Raw genomic sequence first — 20,815 nt, forward strand, 5'->3', positions numbered from 1 at the left:
GAAGCCTCTTTTCCTAAAGAGAGGAAACGATATAAAGGAGGATTCACACCTATGCCATACGTAACCGTCAAAATGCTTGAAGGCCGTACAGACGAGCAAAAACGCAATCTAGTTGAGAAAGTAACAGAGGCCGTGAAAGAAACGACCGGTGCCTCTGAAGAAAAAATTGTTGTCTTTATAGAAGAAATGAGAAAAGACCATTACGCGGTCGCAGGCAAACGCCTCAGCGATATGGAATAATCTGATATAAAGCCGGCGCTTCGCAAGCCGGCTTTTTCATCTCTATTTCGTCATTTTTTCAATAATAGCTAAAAACGCTGCCTTCTCTTCGGCAGTCAAACGTTCAAACATGCCGTCAATCAGCTGCTGGCGATTTTGAATCATCTGAAGAGCCGCTGCCTGCCCCGATTCAGAAAGCGTAATCCAAACGGTCCGGCGGTCATTGTTATTTCTGGATCTCTTAATAAACCCTTCCTGCTCTAAGTGATTCAGAGCGGTTGTGGTGGCAGACGGAGACAGCGTGACCTCTTTTAGAATGTCCTTTATGGTGCAGCTCCCGTGTCGATATATAATCCGCAGAATAAATCCTCTTACATTATTCACATGTTTCGGAACTGTGGCTTCATCTAATAGTTTCGTGCTTTTCAAATATTTTGTTAGTGCGTGATCCAGCAAATTTGCTTCCAGTTTGTCATGATCCATGTAGATTTCCCCATTTCGAGATGCATTCATAACATACGAACGATATGATTACTTATTATTTTACTGATACCAGATAGGGAAAGTCAAAAAAGCAAACAGCGAATTCGCAACTTTTCTCCTACATGCTTCGATTTTTCACCTGTTCGACAATATTCTCTTTAAATACCTGAAAAGGAACTTGTTCACTCTTCTGATGTCCGAATTGACGGACGTTTACCGCCTTTTCACTCACTTCCTGATCCCCAAGCACCAGCATGTACGGGATTTTCTGCATCTGTGATTCTCTGATTTTGTAGCCAAGCTTTTCATTGCGTTCATCGATATTGACTCTTATCCCGAGCCGCTTTAGCTCAGACTGCACCTTTTCGCAGTAGTCCATATGAACGTAAGAAACCGGTATAATTTGGACCTGCACCGGCGCAAGCCAGACTGGAAAAGCTCCGCCAAAATGCTCGATCAGAATGCCGAAGAAACGGTCAATTGAGCCGAATACCGCTCTGTGAATGACGACGGGACGAACCTTTTCATTGTGCTCATTAATATATGTTAAATCAAATTTTTCCGGCATTTGAAAATCAAGCTGGATTGTGGCGCATTGGTGGCTCCGCTTCAGAGCGTCTTTAATATGAAAATCGATTTTCGCTCCGTAAAACGCTCCATCCCCTGCGTTTACTTCATAAGGAAGACCCAGATCCTCAAGGACGTGTTTCAAGGCGTTTTCAGACATTTCCCACACGCTGTCTTCACCTGATGAATCCTCCGGGCGAGTGGAAAGTTCAACCGTATACTCGAAACCGAATGTGCGGTATACCTCGTCAATCAGCCGAATGGCTTCTTTGATTTCACTCTCGATTTGATCTTCCCGAACAAAGATATGTGCGTCATCCTGGCAGAACGTCCGGACGCGGAGCATTCCGTTTAGAGCACCGCTGTATTCATGGCGGTGCACCTGGCCGAACTCCGCCATACGAATCGGCAGATCCCGATAAGAGTACAGGCTGTTTTTAAAGATGAGCATATGGCCGGGACAATTCATCGGCTTCATTGCAAATGCAGTATCATCTACTTCTGAAAAATACATATTGTCGCGATAATGGTCCCAGTGCCCTGACTGCTCCCATAGCCGCTGATTCATCATAAACGGTGTACGCACCTCGGCGTAGCCGGCATTTGTTTGCAGCTCACGCGAAAAGCGTTCCAGCTCATTGCGGACAATCTGCCCTTTTGGCAAATAAAACGGCATTCCCGGGGCTTCTTCCGAGAACATAAACAGCTCTAATTGTTTTCCCAGCTTGCGGTGATCCCGTTTCGCTGCTTCTTCCAGCATATGCAGATGCGCCTCAAGATCTTTTTTCTTTTGAAACGCAACACCGTACACCCGCTGAAGGACTTCATTTTGGCTGTCTCCTCGCCAATAAGCACCTGACACCCGTGTTAATTTGAACGCCTTGATCATTCCTGTTGAAGGAAGATGCGGCCCGCGGCACAGGTCAACAAATTCTCCCTGCTGATACAGCGTCATTTTCTCCCCGCGCGGAATGTCTTTCAAAATTTCCAGCTTAAACGGCTCGCCTTTTTCTGCAAAAAGCGCTTCAGCCTCCTCGTAAGAAACCTCTATTCGCTTGATATCCATATTTTCGTTTATAATATGCTTCATCTCTTTTTCGATGGTCTCTACATCTCCGGAAGTCAGACTCCGATCAAGCTTCATATCATAATAAAATCCGTCTTCAATGACAGGCCCTATTCCCAAAGATACTTCGCCGTACAGCCGTTTCACTGCCTGAGCCAGCACATGCGCTGATGTATGGCGAAGCACCTGCAAGCCTTCTGGAGAATCCAGTGTGATAATTGAAAGCTCAGCATCTTCCTCCAGCTTGAAGCTGACATCAACGAGCCGGCCATTAACCTGTCCCGCTGCTGCTTTCTTTTCCAAACTGGAGCTGATGGACGCAGCCGCCTCTTTGACTGTAGTGCCTTTCGGATATTCCTTTACCTGTCCGTCCGGAAGCTGAATACTAACATGTTTACTCATTTCAAACACTCCTTATTAATTGTTGTATATAAAAAAACACACCCGTCCCTCTGTAAGGGACGAGTGTGTGATTAACCCGTGGTTCCACCCAAGTTCCCAACGAACTTTCATGTTCATCGGCTCGGTGCTGTAACGCAGCATAAACGGCATTGGATACTGACTGTTCCCCAACGCTGCTCCAAGGCGGTAAATGATATTCCTAAGCTGGGAAGCTCGCACCTTTCCTTCCCTCTCTGAAAACCGTAAATATCATTCATGTCCTTTTCATCGCATTTCTATATGTATATAAAAAAACACACCCGTCCCTCTATAAGGGACGAGTGTGTGTGATTAACCCGTGGTTCCACCCAAGTTCCCAACGAACTTTCATGTTCATCGGCTCGGTGCTGTAACGCAGCATAAACGGCATTGGATACTGACTGTTCCCCAACGCTGCTCCAAGGCGGTAAATGATATTCCTAAGCTGGGAAGCTCGCACCTTTTCTTCCCTCTCTGAAAACCGTAAACATCATTCATGTCCTTTTCATCGCATATATTGACTCATATAAAAAAACACATCCATCCCTCGCAAGGGACGAATGTGTTAAAATTCGTGGTTCCACCCAAATTCCCAACAAACATACATGTTCGTCGGCTCGGTGCTGTAACGCAGCATGACGGTATCAGATACTTAATTTCCCCGATACGGCTCAAAGGCGGTAAGCTGCTTTCTCTGCGTTAGGAAGGTTTCAGCTGATCCTTCCCTCTCTGGAAACCGTAAAAAGCATCTCGTGTCCTTATCAGTGCCTGTTTGAATAATTTCATATATCTTACTATATATTCCTTGAAAAGACAATGGACGATTTTAAGATGATGCGGAAGCGGACGTTTCTTTATGAAAAGTCAGAAACCGCCACACAAGGAATGCGGCCAGACTGTATGCCGCGCCCATCATCAAAAACGTAAACCCAGCTCCGGTGTACCAAGTGGCGGACAGATGAATGACCACTCCGGAAACCGCTACGCCAACCAATGCCCCGATTTGCCGGTTGGCATTTAAAGCTGCTCCTGCGATATTGGCATGCTCCTGTCCCGCTGTCTTCATAATCACAGCCGTCATGGCAGGAACCGTAATGCCAACACCAAGATTCATGGCAGATGTCAGAACCGCAAGCTGCCAGTAAGGCAAATCCGGAGAAACCATGACAAATAACAGCAATGCCATGATGCAGCTGACAGCCATTGAAACAAACATAAGAAGCCCCGCTTCAAAACGGTTCGCCAGCCGGGCAAACAGCAGATTTCCGACCACAAAGACAGCCATCATCGGCAATAGTTCGACTCCCGCTAAAAAGGAACTTGCGCCTCTTGCTTCCTGCAAAAATAGACTTAGCATAAACATACCGCCGAAAAGAGCAAAATTCAGCAAAAACCCAACGAACTGCGCTGCCGAGAAACGTCCATTCTTATATAATGACGCAGGAAGAATAGATGTTGCCGAAAAAATTTCTCTCAGAAGAAAAAGCACAAACGCCAAAACCGCCGCAGCGAAAGCACCGAGAATGGTGAGCGAACTCCAGCCTATTGAAGCGCCCTGTATCAGCGCAAATGAAAGAAATCCGAGAGCCGCCATTCCAAGCAGATGCCCTGTGATATTCACCCGGCTGCCATTTCCCGGGAAACTGCTGAGCGTTCGATAGGCGCAAATAAGCGCCGCAACCCCTAATGGCACATTGATCAGAAAAATACTCTGCCACCCTGCGGCATTCACCAGAACACCGCCGATAAAAGGCCCCAGTCCGGAGGCGGCGGAGACGAGAGCGGCCCACAAGCCAAACATTTTGGCCCGCACCCGTTCATCGGGGTAAGAGGCAGCCAAAAGGCTGAGTGAACTCGGCATAAACAAAGCCGCGCCAAGTCCCTGCAACAGTCGACCTGCGATCAGCATTTGGCCATTTGCTGCTACAGCGCATAGACATGAGGCAAGAACAAAAACGCCCAAACCCAGCATATAAATGGTCTTTGAGCCGTAACGGTCAGCCAGCGCACCGCCGGCCAGCAGAAGCGAAGCAAATGTAAGCATGTACCCGTCTACAACCCACGTCACACCTGAAAGTGAAAGGGAAAGAACGTTTTTCATATCAGCAATTGCAACATTCACCACGGTTACATCAAGCGTAGCCATGAGAAAACCGAGAGCGAGCACGATTAACACTGAGATGCCTGTTGATCCTGATTGATGCAAAGGCCCGCTGTTTTTCATTGCCATTGCCCTTTCAGCTGATGATGTACCCAATCATCAATTTTTTCGAGGTCATAAAGCTCCCCGATTCTGTTCATGACACCCTGCAAGGTTTCTTCCTTCATGAGCGAAGCCCATTTATCCTCAATATCCCCCATTACCGTCTCCAGCACACAGGGATTTCCGCTCTCAAATACAGATGGCAAAAGGCCTTTTCCTTGATACATGGAACCTCTTCCTTCAACAGCTTGATAGACATCATAGAGGGTAATATCCGTCAATGGCTTCGTAATCGTAAAGCCTCCCTTCGTACCTGGTATGGACTCTGCCAAACCAGCCTGCACCAAAGTTCTCATCAGCTTTTTCAGATAAGACGGAGACATGTGCAAGCGCTGGCTGATCGCCTCTGATGTTAAAGAAGCCTGCACGGGCAGCCGTGACAGTAACAAAAGCACAGAAACTCCCTGCTCCATTCCCGATTTCATTTTCATTATGTTCCCTCCTGGTTTATTATGGATAACTATTATCCACAATAGATCCATTAGCAGGTTTTGTCAATAAAAAAAGCAAAAGAAACGATTCATTTCTTTTGCTTGGTATGGTTAACAAATCTGCTTCAGCTCTTCTATGTATTGAAGCGCTTCGTCATATTCTTCATTGGTATACTTTTGCTTGCTTTTGATGGTAAATACCTTCTCTTTCTTTTCCTCAGCCTCAAGCCCGTCAAAGTAAAGAATCGTGGAGACCAGCTCTAAAAACCGTGATGAACGGTTGTTTACACTGTCAATATAGTGCTTGATATCAGGCATATCAAGATCGGCGTGGTCTAAAAACGCGGAGCCCGTCTCTGTCAGCGAATAACGGTATTGAAAGTAGCCGCCCTTTTTTTCCTTTACCTCATGCAGGAATCCAAGGTTGCACAGCTCTTCAATTTGGAGCGTCAGTTCCTCCGAATACGGCCCGTAAAAGTGAAAATCATATTTCTCATAGAAAGGAAACTGCATTTTCTTCGCAATATAAATCATTTTTTGCAGCTTCTTTCGCCCGATGATTTCTCCAGAATCCGAGAACACCTTCATCAGTTTTGCATGTTCTTTCAACAAATTCCCGACATCTCCTTTTTCCTTCTTTACCAATTTCTATGTCAGTCCCAGCAGCTGCCGGATTTTCATTTTCGCTTCCGGGTGTTCAGAGCCGTCATAAATCAGGTCCTTCGGATAGTACAGCTTGTGGTCCGTCCGCCGCTTACCGGAGATGGATTCCACAATGGCCGACTGTCTGGACAGCTCTTTGATTTGACCGTTTTGCGTCAAGAGATGGATCGGCAAACGCTCCTCTTCCTCTCCTGGACGGTAAAAATCGTATGGCAGATCTGAAGAAGAATCCACGACCAAATAATAGCTCGGATCGATTCCAGCCTCTTTGAATAATGAGGTCAGCTCAAAATAGGCCGACATCTCTTCATTCGGATTAAATTCAACGTATTGGAACAGCTGGCGGTTAATGAATCTGCGGCACAAATCGGATAAAATCGGGTCTTCTTCATCCTCCCATGCCTGGAAATAATACAAAATAATAGATTCATCCAGCCTCAAATAATCCTCCAGCGTCAGTTTCCCTTCAAAAATAGAATAGAAATGAACCGGAGCATGAGTGAACACATAACCTTCATCATGGAGCTGCTTCGCTCTGTGGAGAATCTTCGTTAAAATAACCTCCGCACTTCTCGTCACAGGGTGGAAATAGACCTGCCAGTACATTTGGTAGCGGCTCATAATATAGTCTTCTACAGCGTGCATTCCGCTTTGTTTAATGACGATTTGATCCTCACGCGGGCGCATCACCCGGAGAATCCGCTCCATGTCAAAATGGCCGTAGCTGACGCCCGTATAGTAAGCGTCGCGCTGCAGATAATCCATGCGGTCCGCGTCAATCTGACTCGAAATCAGGCTGACCACTTGTTTGTTTTTATATGTTTTGGCAATGACTTCAGCAACATCCTGCGGGAAACGCGGGCTCACCTTTCTGAGCACCTGATTAACCTCTGTGTCTCCCAAAATGATATCTCTTGTAAAATCTTCGTGGTCAAGATGAAAGACTTTTTCAAATGAATGCGAGAACGGCCCGTGCCCGAGATCATGAAGCAGCGCCGCGGACAAGCAGAGTTCGCGCTCACTGTCATCCCATTCAGGACGGCCTTTAAAGACATCATCAACCATTCTCCTGACAATTTCGTAGACACCGAGAGAATGGTTGAACCGGCTGTGCTCAGCGCCATGGAACGTCAAATACGTCGTGCCGAGCTGCTTGATTCTGCGGAGACGCTGAAATTCGCGGGTTCCGATCAGATCCCATATCAGCTTGTCCCGTACATGAACATAGCGGTGCACCGGATCTTTAAACACTTTTTCTTCTGATAATTTTCCATTTGGATACGCCATCGTCATTCCCTCTTTTTTTTAGCCGTGTTTCTATTATATCGACTCTATTCTTTGAAAACATCCTTGAATTTGTCCGGCGATTTGTTCCATCTTTCCGAAAATCACATGATGTGAAGCAAAAAAGCCTGACCAGAGGGCCGAGGCTATGAAAAAATATGTTTTTACTTTTTTAATTTCTTTTTCACTTTGTCAATCAGCTCATCCTCTGTCGGAGCTGACAGCGGGCGATTGTTTACAAAAGCAAACGATTTTTTCCGTCCGGGCCCGCAATAAGATTGGCACCCTACCTCAACCTTTGCGTCCGGGTCTACTTCTTTTAAACGCGGCAGCAATGTTTTGATATTAGTGGCTTGGCAATCATCACACACTCGAAATTCATTAGCCATGACGTACGCTTCCCTTCATTTCTATGTTCATCTATATTTTAAACCTAAAATCGCTTTGTCGAAAAAATCACATCACTCCTCATTGTACAAGGATTCGACTGTTCCTGCAAGCCGCTTCAGCCTCCGTATCTCCTATTCTTCCAGCCAATTTGTATAAATATTTTCCAATCTGGACATTCTAATATCATGAAAAGAAAAATGGGAGTTGAGATAAATGACAAAACAGCGCCAGGACGCTTGGTCAGAAGAAAATGATTTGCTTTTAGCCGAAACCGTGCTTCGGCATGTAAGAGAAGGCAGCACTCAGCTGAATGCCTTTGAAGAGGTCGGCGATAAATTAAATCGGACGTCCGCAGCCTGCGGATTCAGATGGAACGCGGTGGTGCGCCATCAATATGAAAAAGCGCTTCAGCTTGCAAAAAAACAGCGAAAACAGCGCATGAGAGCCCTCGGAAACGGGCAGCCAGCGAAGAAAAGACTGCTATATCAGCCTCCTGCGGTTGATCCCGAAACAATTCAAGAAACTGCAGTGCAGGAGGAGCAGGTGAAACCTGAAACCCCGACTGCCGAAAATGAGAAGCAGGCTTTGATGTCAGGCGAGCACATGCCTTTTGTGGATGACAGCTTTAAGGAAGAGTTAGCTAGTCTATCACACTTATTGTCTCCTCAAACGTCTGCGCCTGAGATGACGATGAATGATGTCATCAGATTCCTGCAGAATTACGAAGGCAATCATGAGCAATCCTCAGCTTTAAAAATGGAAAATGAGCGTTTAAAGAAAGAAAATCAAGAATTACAAAGCAAAACAGAACAGCTGGAAGCAGAAGTTCAAAAACTTGAAAAAGATCAAAAAACGATCCAGGAAGATTATGAAACCTTGGTAAAAATCATGAATAGAGCCAGAAAACTAGTTTTATTTGAAGATGATGAACATGCCTCTCCGTCCTTCAAAATGGACCGGAACGGAAATTTAGAAAAAATGGCGGAATAGCTTTTAAAAACCCCAAAACGATGTCCTGTTTTGGGGTTTTGCCATTAAAAAATCCCCTTTTCCTTTTAGAAAAGAGGATTTTCTGTTTTTGCGGCGGCTCCGTTATTCTTGTAAAATGAGCCCAAGCTTATGCTAATCTATTAAGACACATGAGCCGCTTCAGCTGGCTTTTGCTTGCGAGGCGCCCCTGAAATGACCAGAAGCCCTAACATCATCAGCACGATGCCGAGCCATGAGGAAAGAGAAAGCATTTCACCTATGAAAAACACACCCAGCAATGAGGCGGTCAGCGGCTCAGCCAGAGACAGTGTAACCGCTGCCGAAGCCGGAACGCCGGTGAGCCCTTTTGCAAACAAAAAGTAGGCCGCGCATGTCGCAATTACCCCGATATAAAGGCTCGTTCCCCATCCTTTTGGGGTCAGCATCCAAGAGAGATCCGACTGCCACAATAGCGGCATCAGCAATATGGCGCTGAGCATAAAGACAACAGCTGAGGTAGCTCTCGGCGGCTGTGTTTTCATCATTGATTTACTGATCAAGGTATAACCCGCAAAAGATGCACCTGCTCCAATCGCCATGAGAACCCCTGACACATCAATCCGAACATTGGAGCCGTCTGAAAACAGGAGCCAGCATCCCGCCAAAGCCAATACAGTTGCAATCCACCAGGAATTTCGCGGACGTTTTTTCAAAACGGCCCACTCTAAGCTCCCGGCAATAATAGGCGCACTGCCGATGGCAATCACTGTCCCAACCGCAATCCCTGTTTCTTTTACGGCGGTGAAAAAAAGCGGCTGATAACAGGCCATACAAATCGCTGCTAAAAACACGGGCGGCCAAGACCAATTTTTCACGTGAAGCTCTCGGCTGATCCAGACCACAAGAAGCATGGCGCTGCCGCCTACCAATAATCTGACCGCTCCGAATGCCAGCGGAGTGGCGCTTTCTGGAGCCAGCGCCTGAACAGTGCCGGTTGTTCCCCAGAAAAAAGCCGCGATCAGCACAAACAGGCTGTAAACATTCCCTTTCATTTGCCTCTCCCCTTTGTATGCAGATGCTGCTGTTATTTTATCGCTTTTTTTGCTGTAATTGTTTTCTGTTTATAAGAAAGATTTATCTGAAAACAAGATGATAGGCGAAAAAAAAGCATGCCAGCCGTATCGGCTGACATGCAAATGGCGTTCATCCAAACACCTTTTCATTCCGTTCTGCCATCCGGACAAGATTTTTCTCAAATTCCAATTCCTCGTCAATGGACAGTCCGGCTGAGTAGAGGTGGGTGCTTAACGCTTTTAATTCCGTAAGCAAAGCAAGCATTAAATCCTGTACGGAGATATCGGTATGCAGAAGCTCACTTAACGATGCCATGGTTTCCGGACGTATATCCGGGTAGACGCCTTTTTTGTCGTTCTGTTTATCCTTCAGGGCGGCTTGATAGAATCGTCTGATCAGATCTGCCCTCTCGCTGCCGCTTTTATCTGCACAGAGATAAATTTGAACGGCTGCACCGCCGCGAAGACGTCTTTGAGAAATGCCGGCGAACTTTTTGCCGTCAATGCTGAGATCATAGCTGCCTGGACAATAGGAGCCCTCAATTTCATAGGCTTCAATCTTTGCCCCGTACGGCTTAAGCATCCGTTTCATCAGTTCCACCATTGCTTCGTATCCTCTGTCTATATCGATGCCCTTCTTTTGGTCCTCGAATATGAGAGAAATATTTAAAACGCCTTCATCCAAAACAACAGCAAGACCGCCGGAATTGCGGACGATGACGCGGTATCCCTCATTTTCCAGCAGGGCAATGCCGTCCTGCAAAAACGGGAGCCGCGTATCCTGAATACCGAGGACAATCGTGTCGTGGTGAACCCAAGAGCGTGCTGTCGCCGGCGACACGCCTTTTCCTACAGAGGCGCACAGCGTATCGTCCATAGCGAAGGATTGCTTCGCGTCAAATAAAGGGCCGAGACTGGATTGGTCAATGACTCTCCATGTCGGCTGCATCAGTAAATCAATCGGTTGGTTTGCCATCTATGTAAAACCCTTTCATGTTAGGCTTATGAACGAAACCTATTATATCATTTCACCCGTGATGATTGAAAATTGCTTTTCAGCATCGTAATGAAAATTTCTTTATTTTTTGTATTCTCCATGAGAGGAGAATGAATGTAAGACAGCTTGCGTTTTAATGAGAAATCTTTAATGTGGAGAATTGAAATGTCACGGTGGATCAAATCCTTATGCAGCACGCTTCTTGATAAGACCGATAAACCCATGCCGCTGATCACCGCTTCTTTTACACCTTGATTGCTGCTGATGGTGAACATCGACTTCGGCCGCAGTCCGTTCGTGCTGAGCACATGATCGAGATATTCCCTTGTGCCGGAGCCTTTTTCCCTTGTCACCCACGCTTCATTTTGCAAATCGCTGATTGAAATGTCTCTTTTTCCGGCAAACGGATGCTGGTTTGGCGCTGCGATGCACATTTCATCCTCCATAAACGGTTCAATGTCCAGTTCATTCTCGTCCGTATGTCCTTCAATCAGCCCGATATCAGCCTGAAGCATTCGGACACGTTCGCTTACCTCCTTTGTATTGCCAATCATGACGTCCAGATTCAGCTCAGGATACAGCTTTTGCAGCTGGGCAAGAAGCGGCGGAAGAATATACTCTCCGATTGTAAAACTGGCGGCTATTTTCAATTCACCTTTTACATAATGATGGTGCGCGTAAATTTCAGCCTTGGCCTGCTCGTAGAGAAATACCATTTGCTTTGCCCTTTGATACAAAATGTCCCCTGTCGGTGTTGTCGTAAAATGCTTCGGCGACCGATTCAGCAGAGCCGTTTGAAATTCTTTTTCAAGATTTTTAATATGCAGACTGACGCTGGGCTGGGAAATCATCAGCTTTTCTGCTGCTTTTGTGAAGTTTTTTTCTTCCACCACCGCGATAAAGGTTTTCAGCACGTCGTAATACAAAGGCCCCACCCCTGTCATGAATAAGATTTATAATGATAATCAGTTTTCTTTATTTTACTCATATCATCTGTCCTGGTAAAGAAGGCGCAAAAAAAGCAGCCCTCTGCGAGAGAGCTGCCATCGCTTTTCTTACAGTGCTTGTGCCGCTGTAATTAATGCAAGATTGTAAACATCTTCAGCGTTACAACCTCTTGAAAGATCGTTAACAGGCATATTTAAGCCTTGCAGGATTGGTCCTACAGCTTCAAAGTTGCCTAAACGCTGAGCAATTTTGTAGCCGATGTTTCCTGCTTCCAAGCTTGGGAATACGAATACGTTCGCGTCTCCTTTGATCTCGGAATCCGGCGCTTTTTTCTCAGCTACAGATGGAACGAATGCAGCGTCAAATTGGAATTCGCCGTCAAGCGTTAATTCAGGCGCTTTTTCTTTCGCGATTTTCACAGCATCCGCTACTTTTTCTGTTTCATCAGATTTTGCTGAGCCTTTTGTAGAGAAGCTGAGCATTGCTACGCGAGGATCAATGTCGAACATTTTTGCCGTATTGGCGCTTTCGATTGCGATTTCTGCAAGATCTTGGCTGTCAGGTGCAATGTTGATCGCACAATCTGCGAATACGTACTGCTCATCGCCGCGTGCCATGATAAAGACGCCTGAAGTCTTTTTCACGCCTTCTTTTGTTTTGATGATTTGAAGAGCCGGACGGACAGTGTCGGCAGTTGAATGAGCCGCTCCGCTCACAAGACCCGCTGCAAGGCCTTTGTACACAAGCATTGTGCCGAAGTAGTTCTCGTCTAAGAGCGCTTTTCGAGCCTGTTCTTCTGTTGCTTTGCCTTTGCGGCGTTCCACGAATGCCTGTACAAGATCTTCCATGCCTTCATATGTATGAGGATCATAAATATCAACGCCGTCAAGCGTCACATTCAGTTCTTTTGCTTTTGCTTGGATCTCATTTTCATTGCCGATCACAATTGGATTCAGCACTTTATTGTCTGCAAGCTTGCTGACCGCAACTAAAATACGTTCGTCCAAGCCTTCAGGAAATACAATTTTAACGCCTTTTCCAGCTACTTTTTCTTGCACTGTTGAAAATAAATCTGCCACAATAAACCCTCCTCAAAAAGTTACAAAAACGCTTTCTTTTACTAGCATACTCTTCTTCCAGTCAAATTCAAACAGCCAACTTTTATTATAGCGCTTTCATCAAAAAATCTTATTTTTCTAACTAATTTAAGCAACTGATTCTTTCCTTATATGTTCTCTTATTTTTGAGGAGATATACGAATCGGATGTTCAAGGTTTCTCCACAGTAGAATCGGATAAACTATGATATAGTGAAGGCATTAACGAAAAGATAATAGGAGTGAAGATAAATGAGTGAACAGCAAATGACAAATGAAGCGGCAAAAACGCTGGACGGCTGGTATGCGCTTCATGATTTCCGCACAATGGACTGGACTTCCTGGAAGCTGCTGTCCAGTGATGAGCGCCAGTCTATCATTCATGAATTTACAGGATTGCTTGAAAAATGGGGAGTCGCCCAAAAAGAAGGGAAAGGCTCACAAACCCTTTACAGCATCGTTGGCCAAAAAGCTGATTTTATGCTGATGATTCTTCGCCCTACAATGGAAGAATTAAATGAAATTGAGCTCGAATTCAACAAATCAAGACTTGCTGAGTTCACCATTCCGGCTTACTCCTACGTGTCAGTTGTTGAACTGAGCAACTATTTGGCGAGCGGCGACGGCGACCCGTATGAAAATCCGCATGTACGTGCGCGCCTTTACCCTGAACTGCCGGAATCAAAATATGTATGCTTCTATCCAATGGATAAAAGAAGATCCGGCAATGACAACTGGTACATGCTTTCTATGGAAGAACGAAGAAACTTGATGAGAAGCCACGGCTTAATCGGACGCAGCTATGCTGGCAAAGTGAAACAGATCATCACAGGTTCAGTCGGCTTTGACGATTACGAATGGGGCGTTACGCTGTTCAGTGATGATGTGCTTCAATTCAAAAAGCTTGTATATGAAATGCGTTTTGACGAAGTCAGCGCGCGCTACGGCGAATTTGGCTCGTTCTTTGTGGGCAACCGCCTTTCGCTTGATACACTTCCTCAATTCCTATATGTATAATTTCTCCTCCCGCCGCAGCTGGCGGGAGTTTTTCGATTCCTCTTTGTCAGAATTTAAATAAAATTTGCTATTTTCTCCGTTTTTTTTTACGATGTAGATAATAATCCAATTTTTTCAAAGGGGTGCAGTTATTTGTCAAAACGAACCGCATTTATTATGGGAGCCAGTCAAGGGATCGGTAAAGCAATTGCTCTGAAATTAGCAGACCAGCATTTTACCGTCGTCATCAATTCGCGAGTCTTGGACAATATTGAACCTGTCAAAGAAGACATTTTGGCCAAGCATCCTGAAGCGAGTGTCATTGTCCTTGCGGGTGATATGTCTGACCAGCAAACGAGAGAGGAGATTTTTAAAGAAATTGAATCTCAATGCGGACGGCTTGATGTTCTGATTAATAATATCCCGGGCGGCGCGCCTGACACATTTGATAACTGTAATATAGAGGATATGACGGCCACGTTCACACAGAAAACCGTTGCCTATATTGACGCTATCAAGCGTGCCGCCTCTCTGATGAAACAAAACGAGTTTGGCAGAATCATCAACATTGTCGGAAATCTGTGGAAAGAACCCGGCGCCAATATGTTTACAAACAGCATGATGAATGCCGCTTTAATTAACGCCAGTAAAAATATTTCCATTCAGCTTGCTCCTCACAATATTACTGTCAACTGCCTGAATCCTGGTTTTATCGCTACAGACCGTTACCATCAATTTGTGAAGAATGTGATGGAAAAGAACAGCATATCCAAACAAGAAGCCGTAGAACAGATTGCTTCTGGCATCCCGATGAAACGGGTCGGATCAGCCGAAGAAACCGCAGCGCTCGCCGCGTTTCTCGCTTCCGAGGAAGCCTCCTATATCACCGGGCAGCAAATTTCTGCTGACGGCGGCAGCATGAAAAGCATATAAAAAAATCCCGCTTTTTAGCGGGATACTTCTTCTAATGAGGCAAACGGCAGGTTCAGCTTTTGAATCCGCATGACAAATTCCCGCAGATCCTCCTGCTTCGATACCATTGATATTCTGACATGACGTTTTCCGTTGCTGCCGAAAATCTCGCCCGGCGTTACGACAACATGGGCCTGCTCCAGCAGGTAGTCAGAGAATTGATGAGAAGACTCAAACATTTTTGGAATTTCAGCCCATACATAAAATGTTCCTTTTGGTTTTTCTATCTTCCAGCCCAGTTCTTTTTCACATAGCTCCGTAAAAAAGTCAATCCGTTCCGCATAGATGCGTTTCAAGCGATCTGTTTGTTCCGGATCTCCAGACAGCGCCGCACTGGCCGCCTGCTGCAGTCCGCCGAACATGCCGACAAAGACGTGATCCTGAAATTCATTGACCGCTTGAATGATCTTTTCATTTCCGACGGCAAACGCCATTCTCCAGCCGGCCATGTTAAATGTTTTTGAAAACGAATAAAGCTCCGCGCCCACAGTTTTTGAGTCCTCCGCCTGCAGGAAGCTGGCCGGTTTTTTATCAAACTCAAATGCGCCGTACGCAAAGTCATGGATCAAATGAATCTGGTGCTCTTTTGCAAATGCGGCCGCTTTTGCATAAAAAGCCGCATCCGCCACAGCTCCCGTCGGGTTATTCGGATAGTTCAAAAACATCAGCTTCGCTTTTTGTAACACAGCGGGATCTATTTTCTCAAAGTCAGGCAGATAGCCGTTTTCTGCGTGCAGCGGCATTTCGTGCAGCTCTGCTCTTGCCATTGTAATACCCGAAAGGTATTCAGGATAGCCCGGGTTCGGGACCAAAGCGATATCTCCCGGATTGAGCAGGCATTGTGTCAAAACATACAAGCCTGCTTTTCCCCCGCCAAAGAGCGCCACTTCTGTTTCAGGATTGATTGTCACTCCGTATTCTCTTTTATAGAAAGCGGCAATCGCTTCCTTCAGAAAGGGATAGCCTCTGAATGGCCCATACCCGTGGAAAGAAGGGTTCACAGCCGCCTCCTGCAATGCCTGCACGATATGCGGCGGAGTAGGAAGGTCAGGGTTCCCCTGTCCAAGATTAATGACTTGCGCCCCCGTTTTTTCCATTTCTTTTACCTTTTGAAAAACGAGAGAAAATTCTTGCCTTGGAAGTGTCTTGATGACGTCGGACGGTGTTATTTCCATCTGAAAGACTCCTTATAAGTGAATTTGCTCAGTTTTTTTATCCCGTTCCAAAAAAGACTTGTTCACCAGCTTTGTATGCAAAAACAAACCGCTTACCATGATAACAATCAGCCCCATGATGACAGGAGCCTCTAACACGTTGATAAGCATGGAACCAATCGAAATGCACAAGCCAATGGACGCTTCAGCCACCGAAAAAATACGCCCTTGAATCTGGTTCGCCGCGTTTTCCTGAACTTTAACCTTTGCAAGCACTTCCCCATATTCCATGGCGATGAAAAAGAGAATGGCAGCAATGACAGATACAGCGAAAATGGGCGTGAATAAAAACAGCGCCAGCGAGACGATTGATAAAATGGTAAAGTACATCAAGCCTTTATTGTTGTTAAAGCCCCACTTGCTGACAAGCGCCGCTCCGATGAAACCGCCGAAGCCGATGCAGAAGGTAAGGATAAAGTTGCCGATCTCCCCGTCACCCAAAAAGCGGCTGACAATCGGAAAATAGCTGTACACGATCCCCCAAAGCATTGCCATCGTAATCATCGTAAACATGGCGTTTAACACGAATGAATTGGTTTTGATTTCCTTCAGCCCTTCTTTAAAAGACTGAAAGGCTTCTTTTATATTTTCAGACTGAATCGGGACAAATTGCAGCTTAATTCGCCTGATAAAAAACGCTGAAACCAGGTATGTCACACCGTTAAAGGCAACAGCCATCTCTACAGACCCGGCTAACAGGAATAACCCTCCGGCGGCCGCCCCGACAATGATAGAAATGGTCGTGGCTTTAGCGAATAAGGTATTGATATTTTTAATATCTGATTCCAGAGAAGACATGACCGCGAGACGCGCCGGATTAAAAAATACGCCGCTCCCGTAAGAGACAAACAGCAGGGCCAGAAAAATCAGCGGATACTCGCCTTTTGGGAGAAAGGTGAGCCCCAAAAAGATGATGCCCCTGATGACATCCGTCCACAGCATAATTTTAATTCTGTCCAATCGGTCAACGAGCACCCCTAAAAACGGCTGAAACACCATCGGAATGCTTCTGACCGCGATGACTCCCGACGTCACCCAATAATCGTGATAATATGTAGACAAAATGAGCAGGGCCGGGAGAACACAATAGTCTCCCATAAACGAAAGCGCCTGCCCGTAAAGTAAGTATTTAGAATTTGGCTTTAACTGTTTCATACCGGCAGCACATACTTCGCAGTCAGCTGTGCATGCTGCTGGATGTGTTTAATTGAATCGGCTACATCCTGGGAATTGCTGCCTTTCAGTTCAAATGCGGCAATGGAATTGAAGGCTTCAAACAGGCTCAAATCAACAGACGTACCTGGTGCCGCAGCCGAGAAAGAAACAAGTTCCGTATCTCCCTTCAGCAGCCCGTCCGGAATGTTGATGGATTCAACGATCATATCCTCCGCCGCTTCAGGAAGCTGCCCGTTTTGTTTGAAATGCTCCGGGTACAAATGACAGTCGGCGATATAGCAAGGTTCTTGCTCCAGCAATCCATCCGGAAGATCGGCGTCTTTTCCGAAACAGAGAACATCCAGCAATAATTGCGCCATGTCGACGCCGAAGACCTTTTTAATATTCGGAATCATATTCCATCCGGCGAACCTGGCCGCAGACTCTATTAAACCGGCTTCTCTATTTTTCATTAACTTGATTTCTGTATGTGTCGCGCAGTTTTCCAGCCCAAGCCCTTCATTTGCTTTTTTGGCCGCTTCAATAATGATCTTTTTCGCTTCATCATCCAAGATGGACGGCGTGATATGCGATGTTTCCGTAAATCCGATTTGCGGTGTTTTGTCATGAATCGCGACTGGAACATATTCTCCGTCCGCCATGATCCCTTCTATGCTGATATAGTCGGAGTATCCCTCGGTTTGATACCAGTCCGGGTATTCACCCTGTAAAAACTCCTCCGCAATAAACGGGGCTTCAAACGTAACCGCCTTCGGCACATTAATGGATTTCAGGTAGTCATTCACTCTGTTAAACTCGGCTTCTGCTGTGTTGGTGTCCGTAATCAGCGTCACGCCGATTGAACTCGCCAAGTATGTCGGTTTTAAGATGAGCGGCGTGCCGATCTCTTTCAGCGCGGAGCGGAAATCTTCAAGGGTTGTGACCCGTTTGTTTTTGATTGTTTTGACCCCGGCTTTATTAAACGCTGCCCTCATTTTATTTTTATCTCTGGCATTTTCGGCAGCTTGTACACCCGCTCCTCTTAAGCCGAGACGTTTACAGGCTTTCGCCATCGGAGCGATGAATAATTCATTGTTTGTTGTGATGGCTTCCGCTCCAAACATTTCGGCAACCTTGACGATTTGCTCGACTACCTCTTCTTCGGGTTTGTCATGATCCTCATGCGCCCAGTAAATGGAATCGGGATGCTCGAAATCTGTGATACTCTGAAAATAATCTTTATCCTTTATGACCGCGACCGAGTATTTTTCAATAAGTGCCGCATGGGAAGCTGTAATGGCAAATGGTCTCGGAATAAAGCTGACCAGGTTATATTTTTCAGCAGCGCTTTGATAAAACATATGCGGCGGGCAGCCTCCAAGATCAGCGATAACCAAAACTGTTTTTCTCTCCATATGTAAAACACTCCTTCTCTCTCTATTGTGCGGTATATCCTCCGTCTGCGGTGATGGCGCTTCCGGTCATGTAGCTTGATAAATCAGAGGCTAAAAACAGCATAACGTTTGCTATTTCTTCAGGTTTTCCGAGTTTTAGCATCGGATTCACCTTCGCCTTTTCTTTCTTGATTTCTTCAAGTGTGCCTTCATTATTTTCCATAAAGGATTTCTCATTTAACGGCGTATCAATAATCCCCGGACATACACAATTAACGCGGATTTGATGTTTGGCGTAATCAACAGCCATTGACCTTGTCAGCTGCAACACGCCGCCTTTGCTGGCGTTATATGCCGGGATATCAGGCCATGCCACGACTCCGCCGACAGAGCACGTATTAATGATATTGCCCTTGCCGGCAGCCAGCATATGCTTGAGTGCGTGCTTGCTCATTAAAAACATGCCCGTCAGATTGACTTGGAGCACCTTATTCCAATCGCTCAGCTCCATCTCATGAATAGGCGCCACGATTTCGATCCCCGCATTATTAATTAAAATATCTAATCCTCCGAATGTATTGATTGCCGATTGAACAGCGTGCTGGCAGGCAGCTTCGTCTGTTATATCTGTTTGCACAAAGTGCAGCCGGTCATGATTTTCTTGCCGGACCATGACTTCTCCCTGTGCTGCATCAATATCCGCCACAACCACATTTGCCTGCTGGTTCAAAAAAGCTTGAACCGCGGCATAGCCGATGCCTGATGCGCCTCCTGTTATGAGGACGGTTTTATCGGTGAGGTTCATTATGATTCATCCGCCTTTATCTTTTTCGTTTTTGCTCTGTTGTAGCGCGGCGGAAAGAAGATGTTAATGGATTGAGATTCTTTTTCAGAACGGTTGATGGCACCGTGGTCTTCACGAGGTTCACAGAAATAGGCGGTGCCGAATGTCATATCTACTGTGCAGCCTTCAACGGTCATATCATATCCGCCGCCGATGCAGATGCCGATTTGTTCATTGCGATGTTTATGGAAAGGCATTTCGCCGCCGTTTCCAGGAATCTTGGCCAGCATAATTTCTATCCAATCCTCAACAAAGAACGTGACTTCCATGCCAGGCAATAAATCTCTCGTTTTGAAAATATTCAAAAAGTAATCTTCAGGACTTGTATACGTTTCATCAGCTTTATACCGTTTAATATCAATGGCAATGACTTCTTGGTCTGTTTCATTTCTTGCTCCGTGGGGCACATGCGGCGGCGCGATATATGCCGATTCCAAGGCTGTCATTTTTTTTGTGACGTCTCCGACAGTCATGGACAGCTCGCCTGAAACGACCATGCCGATTTGGACTTCCTTGTGCTGATGCGGTTCAACGTTCGTATGCGGCGGAACGTAAGACATTAGCACTTCAGTATCGCCGCGGACGGTGGAATACTGTCTCACTCCGTTCTCCCACTCTATTAATTTTGGTGTTGGGAAATAAATCTCCTTCACATCTTGTTCAGTTTTCATAATCACCGTCTCCTTTTCCGAATAATGACCAGCTCATAGGAATGCTTTTAAATGTCTTAACAAACTTGAGCCCGTATTTTTGTCTTGCCAGTTCATTGGTTAAAGCAATGTCAGAAAGACCTTCTTTTACTTTTTTTGCTGCGGCGCTGGTTGAGTTGACCAGCTCGAACCTGACGTCTTTCCGGGTAAAATATTTAATTAAATTGATAGGTGATGGGTGTGAAACAATAATAGATGTGTCAAGCATGTCGTCGCTGAATGTGAAATCAGGACGGACAGCCAGGCCGTACATCGGTGTATCGCACCTGAAGATTTGCAAAAGCTGCAAATCCGGCCTCATGTAGAAATGTTTAATGCCGTCATAAGCATGTGGAACGATGGTGTATTCCAGCGGGCTTTGAAGAGTCCTTTCGATGCATGATTCAAATGTATCATGCAAAGATAATTTACTGTTTAGCCCTTGGAGAAGAGTAAAATTAGAGATGAAATGTTTTGCTGCGTACTCACTGCTTGTCCCTTCTGGGCCGAGCGTGTTGACTGTAATCAGTTTTGATATTGAATAAGCTTTGTTTTTTGTCTGAATGCTATTATCCAATATAATCATGAGCACCAACCAATCTTTTAAATTTTAAGTAAATTTTATCCAGCGGAAATCGAACTGTCAACATTTTTTGAAAATACTGATAATTATTCCCATACA

Annotated in this window: 21 protein-coding genes, 1 pseudogene and 1 other annotated feature; of the genes and pseudogenes, 4 read left to right on the forward strand and 18 right to left on the reverse strand. The window is 45.7% G+C overall.

Annotation, left to right across the window (positions count from 1 at the left end):
* The first annotated feature begins 51 nt into the window (after window positions 1–51).
* Window positions 52–240: a 2-hydroxymuconate tautomerase gene (locus NSS75_RS20215; RefSeq protein ID WP_003222038.1), complete on the forward strand. Its 189-nt coding sequence runs from the start codon at window positions 52–54 to the stop codon at window positions 238–240.
* Window positions 241–282: 42 nt separating this feature from the next.
* Here the strand turns inward: NSS75_RS20215 and NSS75_RS20220 are convergent, their stop codons facing one another.
* The 8 genes and pseudogenes from NSS75_RS20220 to NSS75_RS20255 all read right to left on the reverse strand — a co-directional run bounded on the left by NSS75_RS20220 (window position 283) and on the right by NSS75_RS20255 (window position 7,785).
* A complete protein-coding gene (locus NSS75_RS20220) occupies window positions 283–702 on the reverse strand; it encodes a MarR family transcriptional regulator (protein ID WP_024123229.1) in 420 nt (139 codons plus the stop codon).
* A gap of 118 nt (window positions 703–820) precedes the next feature.
* Window positions 821–2,737, reverse strand: coding sequence for a threonine--tRNA ligase (gene thrS / locus NSS75_RS20225; RefSeq protein WP_095712783.1), 1,917 nt, complete (start codon window positions 2,735–2,737; stop codon window positions 821–823).
* 52 nt (window positions 2,738–2,789) lie between these two features.
* Window positions 2,790–3,014, reverse strand: a binding site (T-box leader).
* Window positions 3,015–3,410: 396 nt separating this feature from the next.
* Window positions 3,411–3,504, reverse strand: a pseudogene (locus tag NSS75_RS20230) (hypothetical protein); the annotation flags it as partial.
* Window positions 3,505–3,581: 77 nt separating this feature from the next.
* Window positions 3,582–4,979 (reverse strand): MFS transporter, encoded by a 1,398-nt coding sequence (locus tag NSS75_RS20235; RefSeq protein WP_326323586.1) that lies wholly within the window; start codon window positions 4,977–4,979, stop codon window positions 3,582–3,584.
* Window positions 4,976–5,449, reverse strand: coding sequence for an Rrf2 family transcriptional regulator (locus NSS75_RS20240; RefSeq protein ID WP_024123232.1), 474 nt, complete (start codon window positions 5,447–5,449; stop codon window positions 4,976–4,978). Before NSS75_RS20240 ends, NSS75_RS20235 begins: the two co-directional genes overlap by 4 nt.
* 111 nt (window positions 5,450–5,560) lie before the next feature.
* Window positions 5,561–6,061 (reverse strand): YwgA family protein, encoded by a 501-nt coding sequence (locus NSS75_RS20245; RefSeq protein ID WP_024123233.1) that lies wholly within the window; start codon window positions 6,059–6,061, stop codon window positions 5,561–5,563.
* Between the two features lie 36 nt (window positions 6,062–6,097).
* A complete protein-coding gene (locus NSS75_RS20250; protein ID WP_024123234.1) occupies window positions 6,098–7,399 on the reverse strand; it encodes an HD domain-containing protein in 1,302 nt (433 codons plus the stop codon).
* A 161-nt stretch (window positions 7,400–7,560) separates the two neighbouring features.
* Window positions 7,561–7,785, reverse strand: coding sequence for a DUF1450 domain-containing protein (locus tag NSS75_RS20255; RefSeq protein ID WP_024123235.1), 225 nt, complete (start codon window positions 7,783–7,785; stop codon window positions 7,561–7,563).
* Between the two features lie 214 nt (window positions 7,786–7,999).
* Between NSS75_RS20255 and zapB the strand changes: the two genes are divergently transcribed.
* Entirely contained in the window at window positions 8,000–8,776 is a 777-nt protein-coding gene (gene zapB, locus NSS75_RS20260) for a cell division protein ZapB (RefSeq protein WP_024123236.1), read from the forward strand.
* Window positions 8,777–8,916: 140 nt separating this feature from the next.
* Here zapB and NSS75_RS20265 read toward each other — a convergent pair whose 3' ends face one another.
* The 4 genes from NSS75_RS20265 to pta all read right to left on the reverse strand — a co-directional run bounded on the left by NSS75_RS20265 (window position 8,917) and on the right by pta (window position 12,852).
* Entirely contained in the window at window positions 8,917–9,807 is an 891-nt protein-coding gene (locus NSS75_RS20265; RefSeq protein WP_095712780.1) for a carboxylate/amino acid/amine transporter, read from the reverse strand.
* Between the two features lie 151 nt (window positions 9,808–9,958).
* Complete coding sequence (locus NSS75_RS20270) at window positions 9,959–10,804, reverse strand: biotin/lipoate A/B protein ligase family protein (protein ID WP_024123239.1); 846 nt, start codon at window positions 10,802–10,804, stop codon at window positions 9,959–9,961.
* 47 nt (window positions 10,805–10,851) lie between these two features.
* Window positions 10,852–11,751, reverse strand: coding sequence for a cysJI operon transcriptional regulator CysL (cysL, locus tag NSS75_RS20275; protein ID WP_101859792.1), 900 nt, complete (start codon window positions 11,749–11,751; stop codon window positions 10,852–10,854).
* Between the two features lie 129 nt (window positions 11,752–11,880).
* Window positions 11,881–12,852 (reverse strand): phosphate acetyltransferase, encoded by a 972-nt coding sequence (gene pta, locus NSS75_RS20280; protein ID WP_024123241.1) that lies wholly within the window; start codon window positions 12,850–12,852, stop codon window positions 11,881–11,883.
* A 269-nt stretch (window positions 12,853–13,121) separates the two neighbouring features.
* Between pta and hemQ the strand changes: the two genes are divergently transcribed.
* Both hemQ and bacG read left to right on the forward strand, forming a co-directional pair.
* Window positions 13,122–13,886, forward strand: coding sequence for a hydrogen peroxide-dependent heme synthase (gene hemQ, locus NSS75_RS20285; protein ID WP_003235942.1), 765 nt, complete (start codon window positions 13,122–13,124; stop codon window positions 13,884–13,886).
* 132 nt (window positions 13,887–14,018) lie between these two features.
* Window positions 14,019–14,798, forward strand: a complete 780-nt coding sequence (gene bacG / locus NSS75_RS20290; protein ID WP_105954423.1) for an NADPH-dependent reductase BacG — start codon at window positions 14,019–14,021, stop codon at window positions 14,796–14,798.
* Between the two features lie 14 nt (window positions 14,799–14,812).
* Here bacG and NSS75_RS20295 read toward each other — a convergent pair whose 3' ends face one another.
* The 6 genes from NSS75_RS20295 to NSS75_RS20320 are packed head-to-tail and all read right to left on the reverse strand — an operon-like array spanning window position 14,813 to window position 20,719.
* The gene (locus tag NSS75_RS20295; protein ID WP_024123243.1) at window positions 14,813–16,012 is read right to left on the reverse strand and encodes a pyridoxal phosphate-dependent aminotransferase; all 1,200 of its coding nucleotides are present in this window, start codon (window positions 16,010–16,012) and stop codon (window positions 14,813–14,815) included.
* A gap of 12 nt (window positions 16,013–16,024) precedes the next feature.
* Window positions 16,025–17,206, reverse strand: a complete 1,182-nt coding sequence (gene bacE / locus NSS75_RS20300; protein ID WP_044159856.1) for a bacilysin exporter BacE — start codon at window positions 17,204–17,206, stop codon at window positions 16,025–16,027.
* Entirely contained in the window at window positions 17,203–18,621 is a 1,419-nt protein-coding gene (locus NSS75_RS20305) for an ATP-grasp domain-containing protein (RefSeq protein ID WP_268496520.1), read from the reverse strand. The genes bacE and NSS75_RS20305 overlap by 4 nt, the downstream gene beginning before the upstream one ends.
* A 22-nt stretch (window positions 18,622–18,643) precedes the next feature.
* Window positions 18,644–19,405 carry a dihydroanticapsin 7-dehydrogenase gene (bacC, locus tag NSS75_RS20310; protein WP_142389217.1) on the reverse strand — a complete coding sequence of 254 codons (762 nt, stop codon included), beginning with the start codon at window positions 19,403–19,405 and terminating at the stop codon, window positions 18,644–18,646.
* A complete protein-coding gene (locus NSS75_RS20315; RefSeq protein ID WP_103671850.1) occupies window positions 19,405–20,115 on the reverse strand; it encodes a cupin domain-containing protein in 711 nt (236 codons plus the stop codon). The genes bacC and NSS75_RS20315 overlap by 1 nt, the downstream gene beginning before the upstream one ends.
* Window positions 20,105–20,719 carry a bacilysin biosynthesis protein BacA gene (locus NSS75_RS20320; RefSeq protein ID WP_103671849.1) on the reverse strand — a complete coding sequence of 205 codons (615 nt, stop codon included), beginning with the start codon at window positions 20,717–20,719 and terminating at the stop codon, window positions 20,105–20,107. The genes NSS75_RS20315 and NSS75_RS20320 overlap by 11 nt, the downstream gene beginning before the upstream one ends.
* Window positions 20,720–20,815: the final 96 nt, after the last annotated feature.

This window comes from Bacillus sp. FSL K6-1012 (assembly GCF_037964915.1).
Taxonomy (GTDB): domain Bacteria; phylum Bacillota; class Bacilli; order Bacillales; family Bacillaceae; genus Bacillus; species Bacillus halotolerans.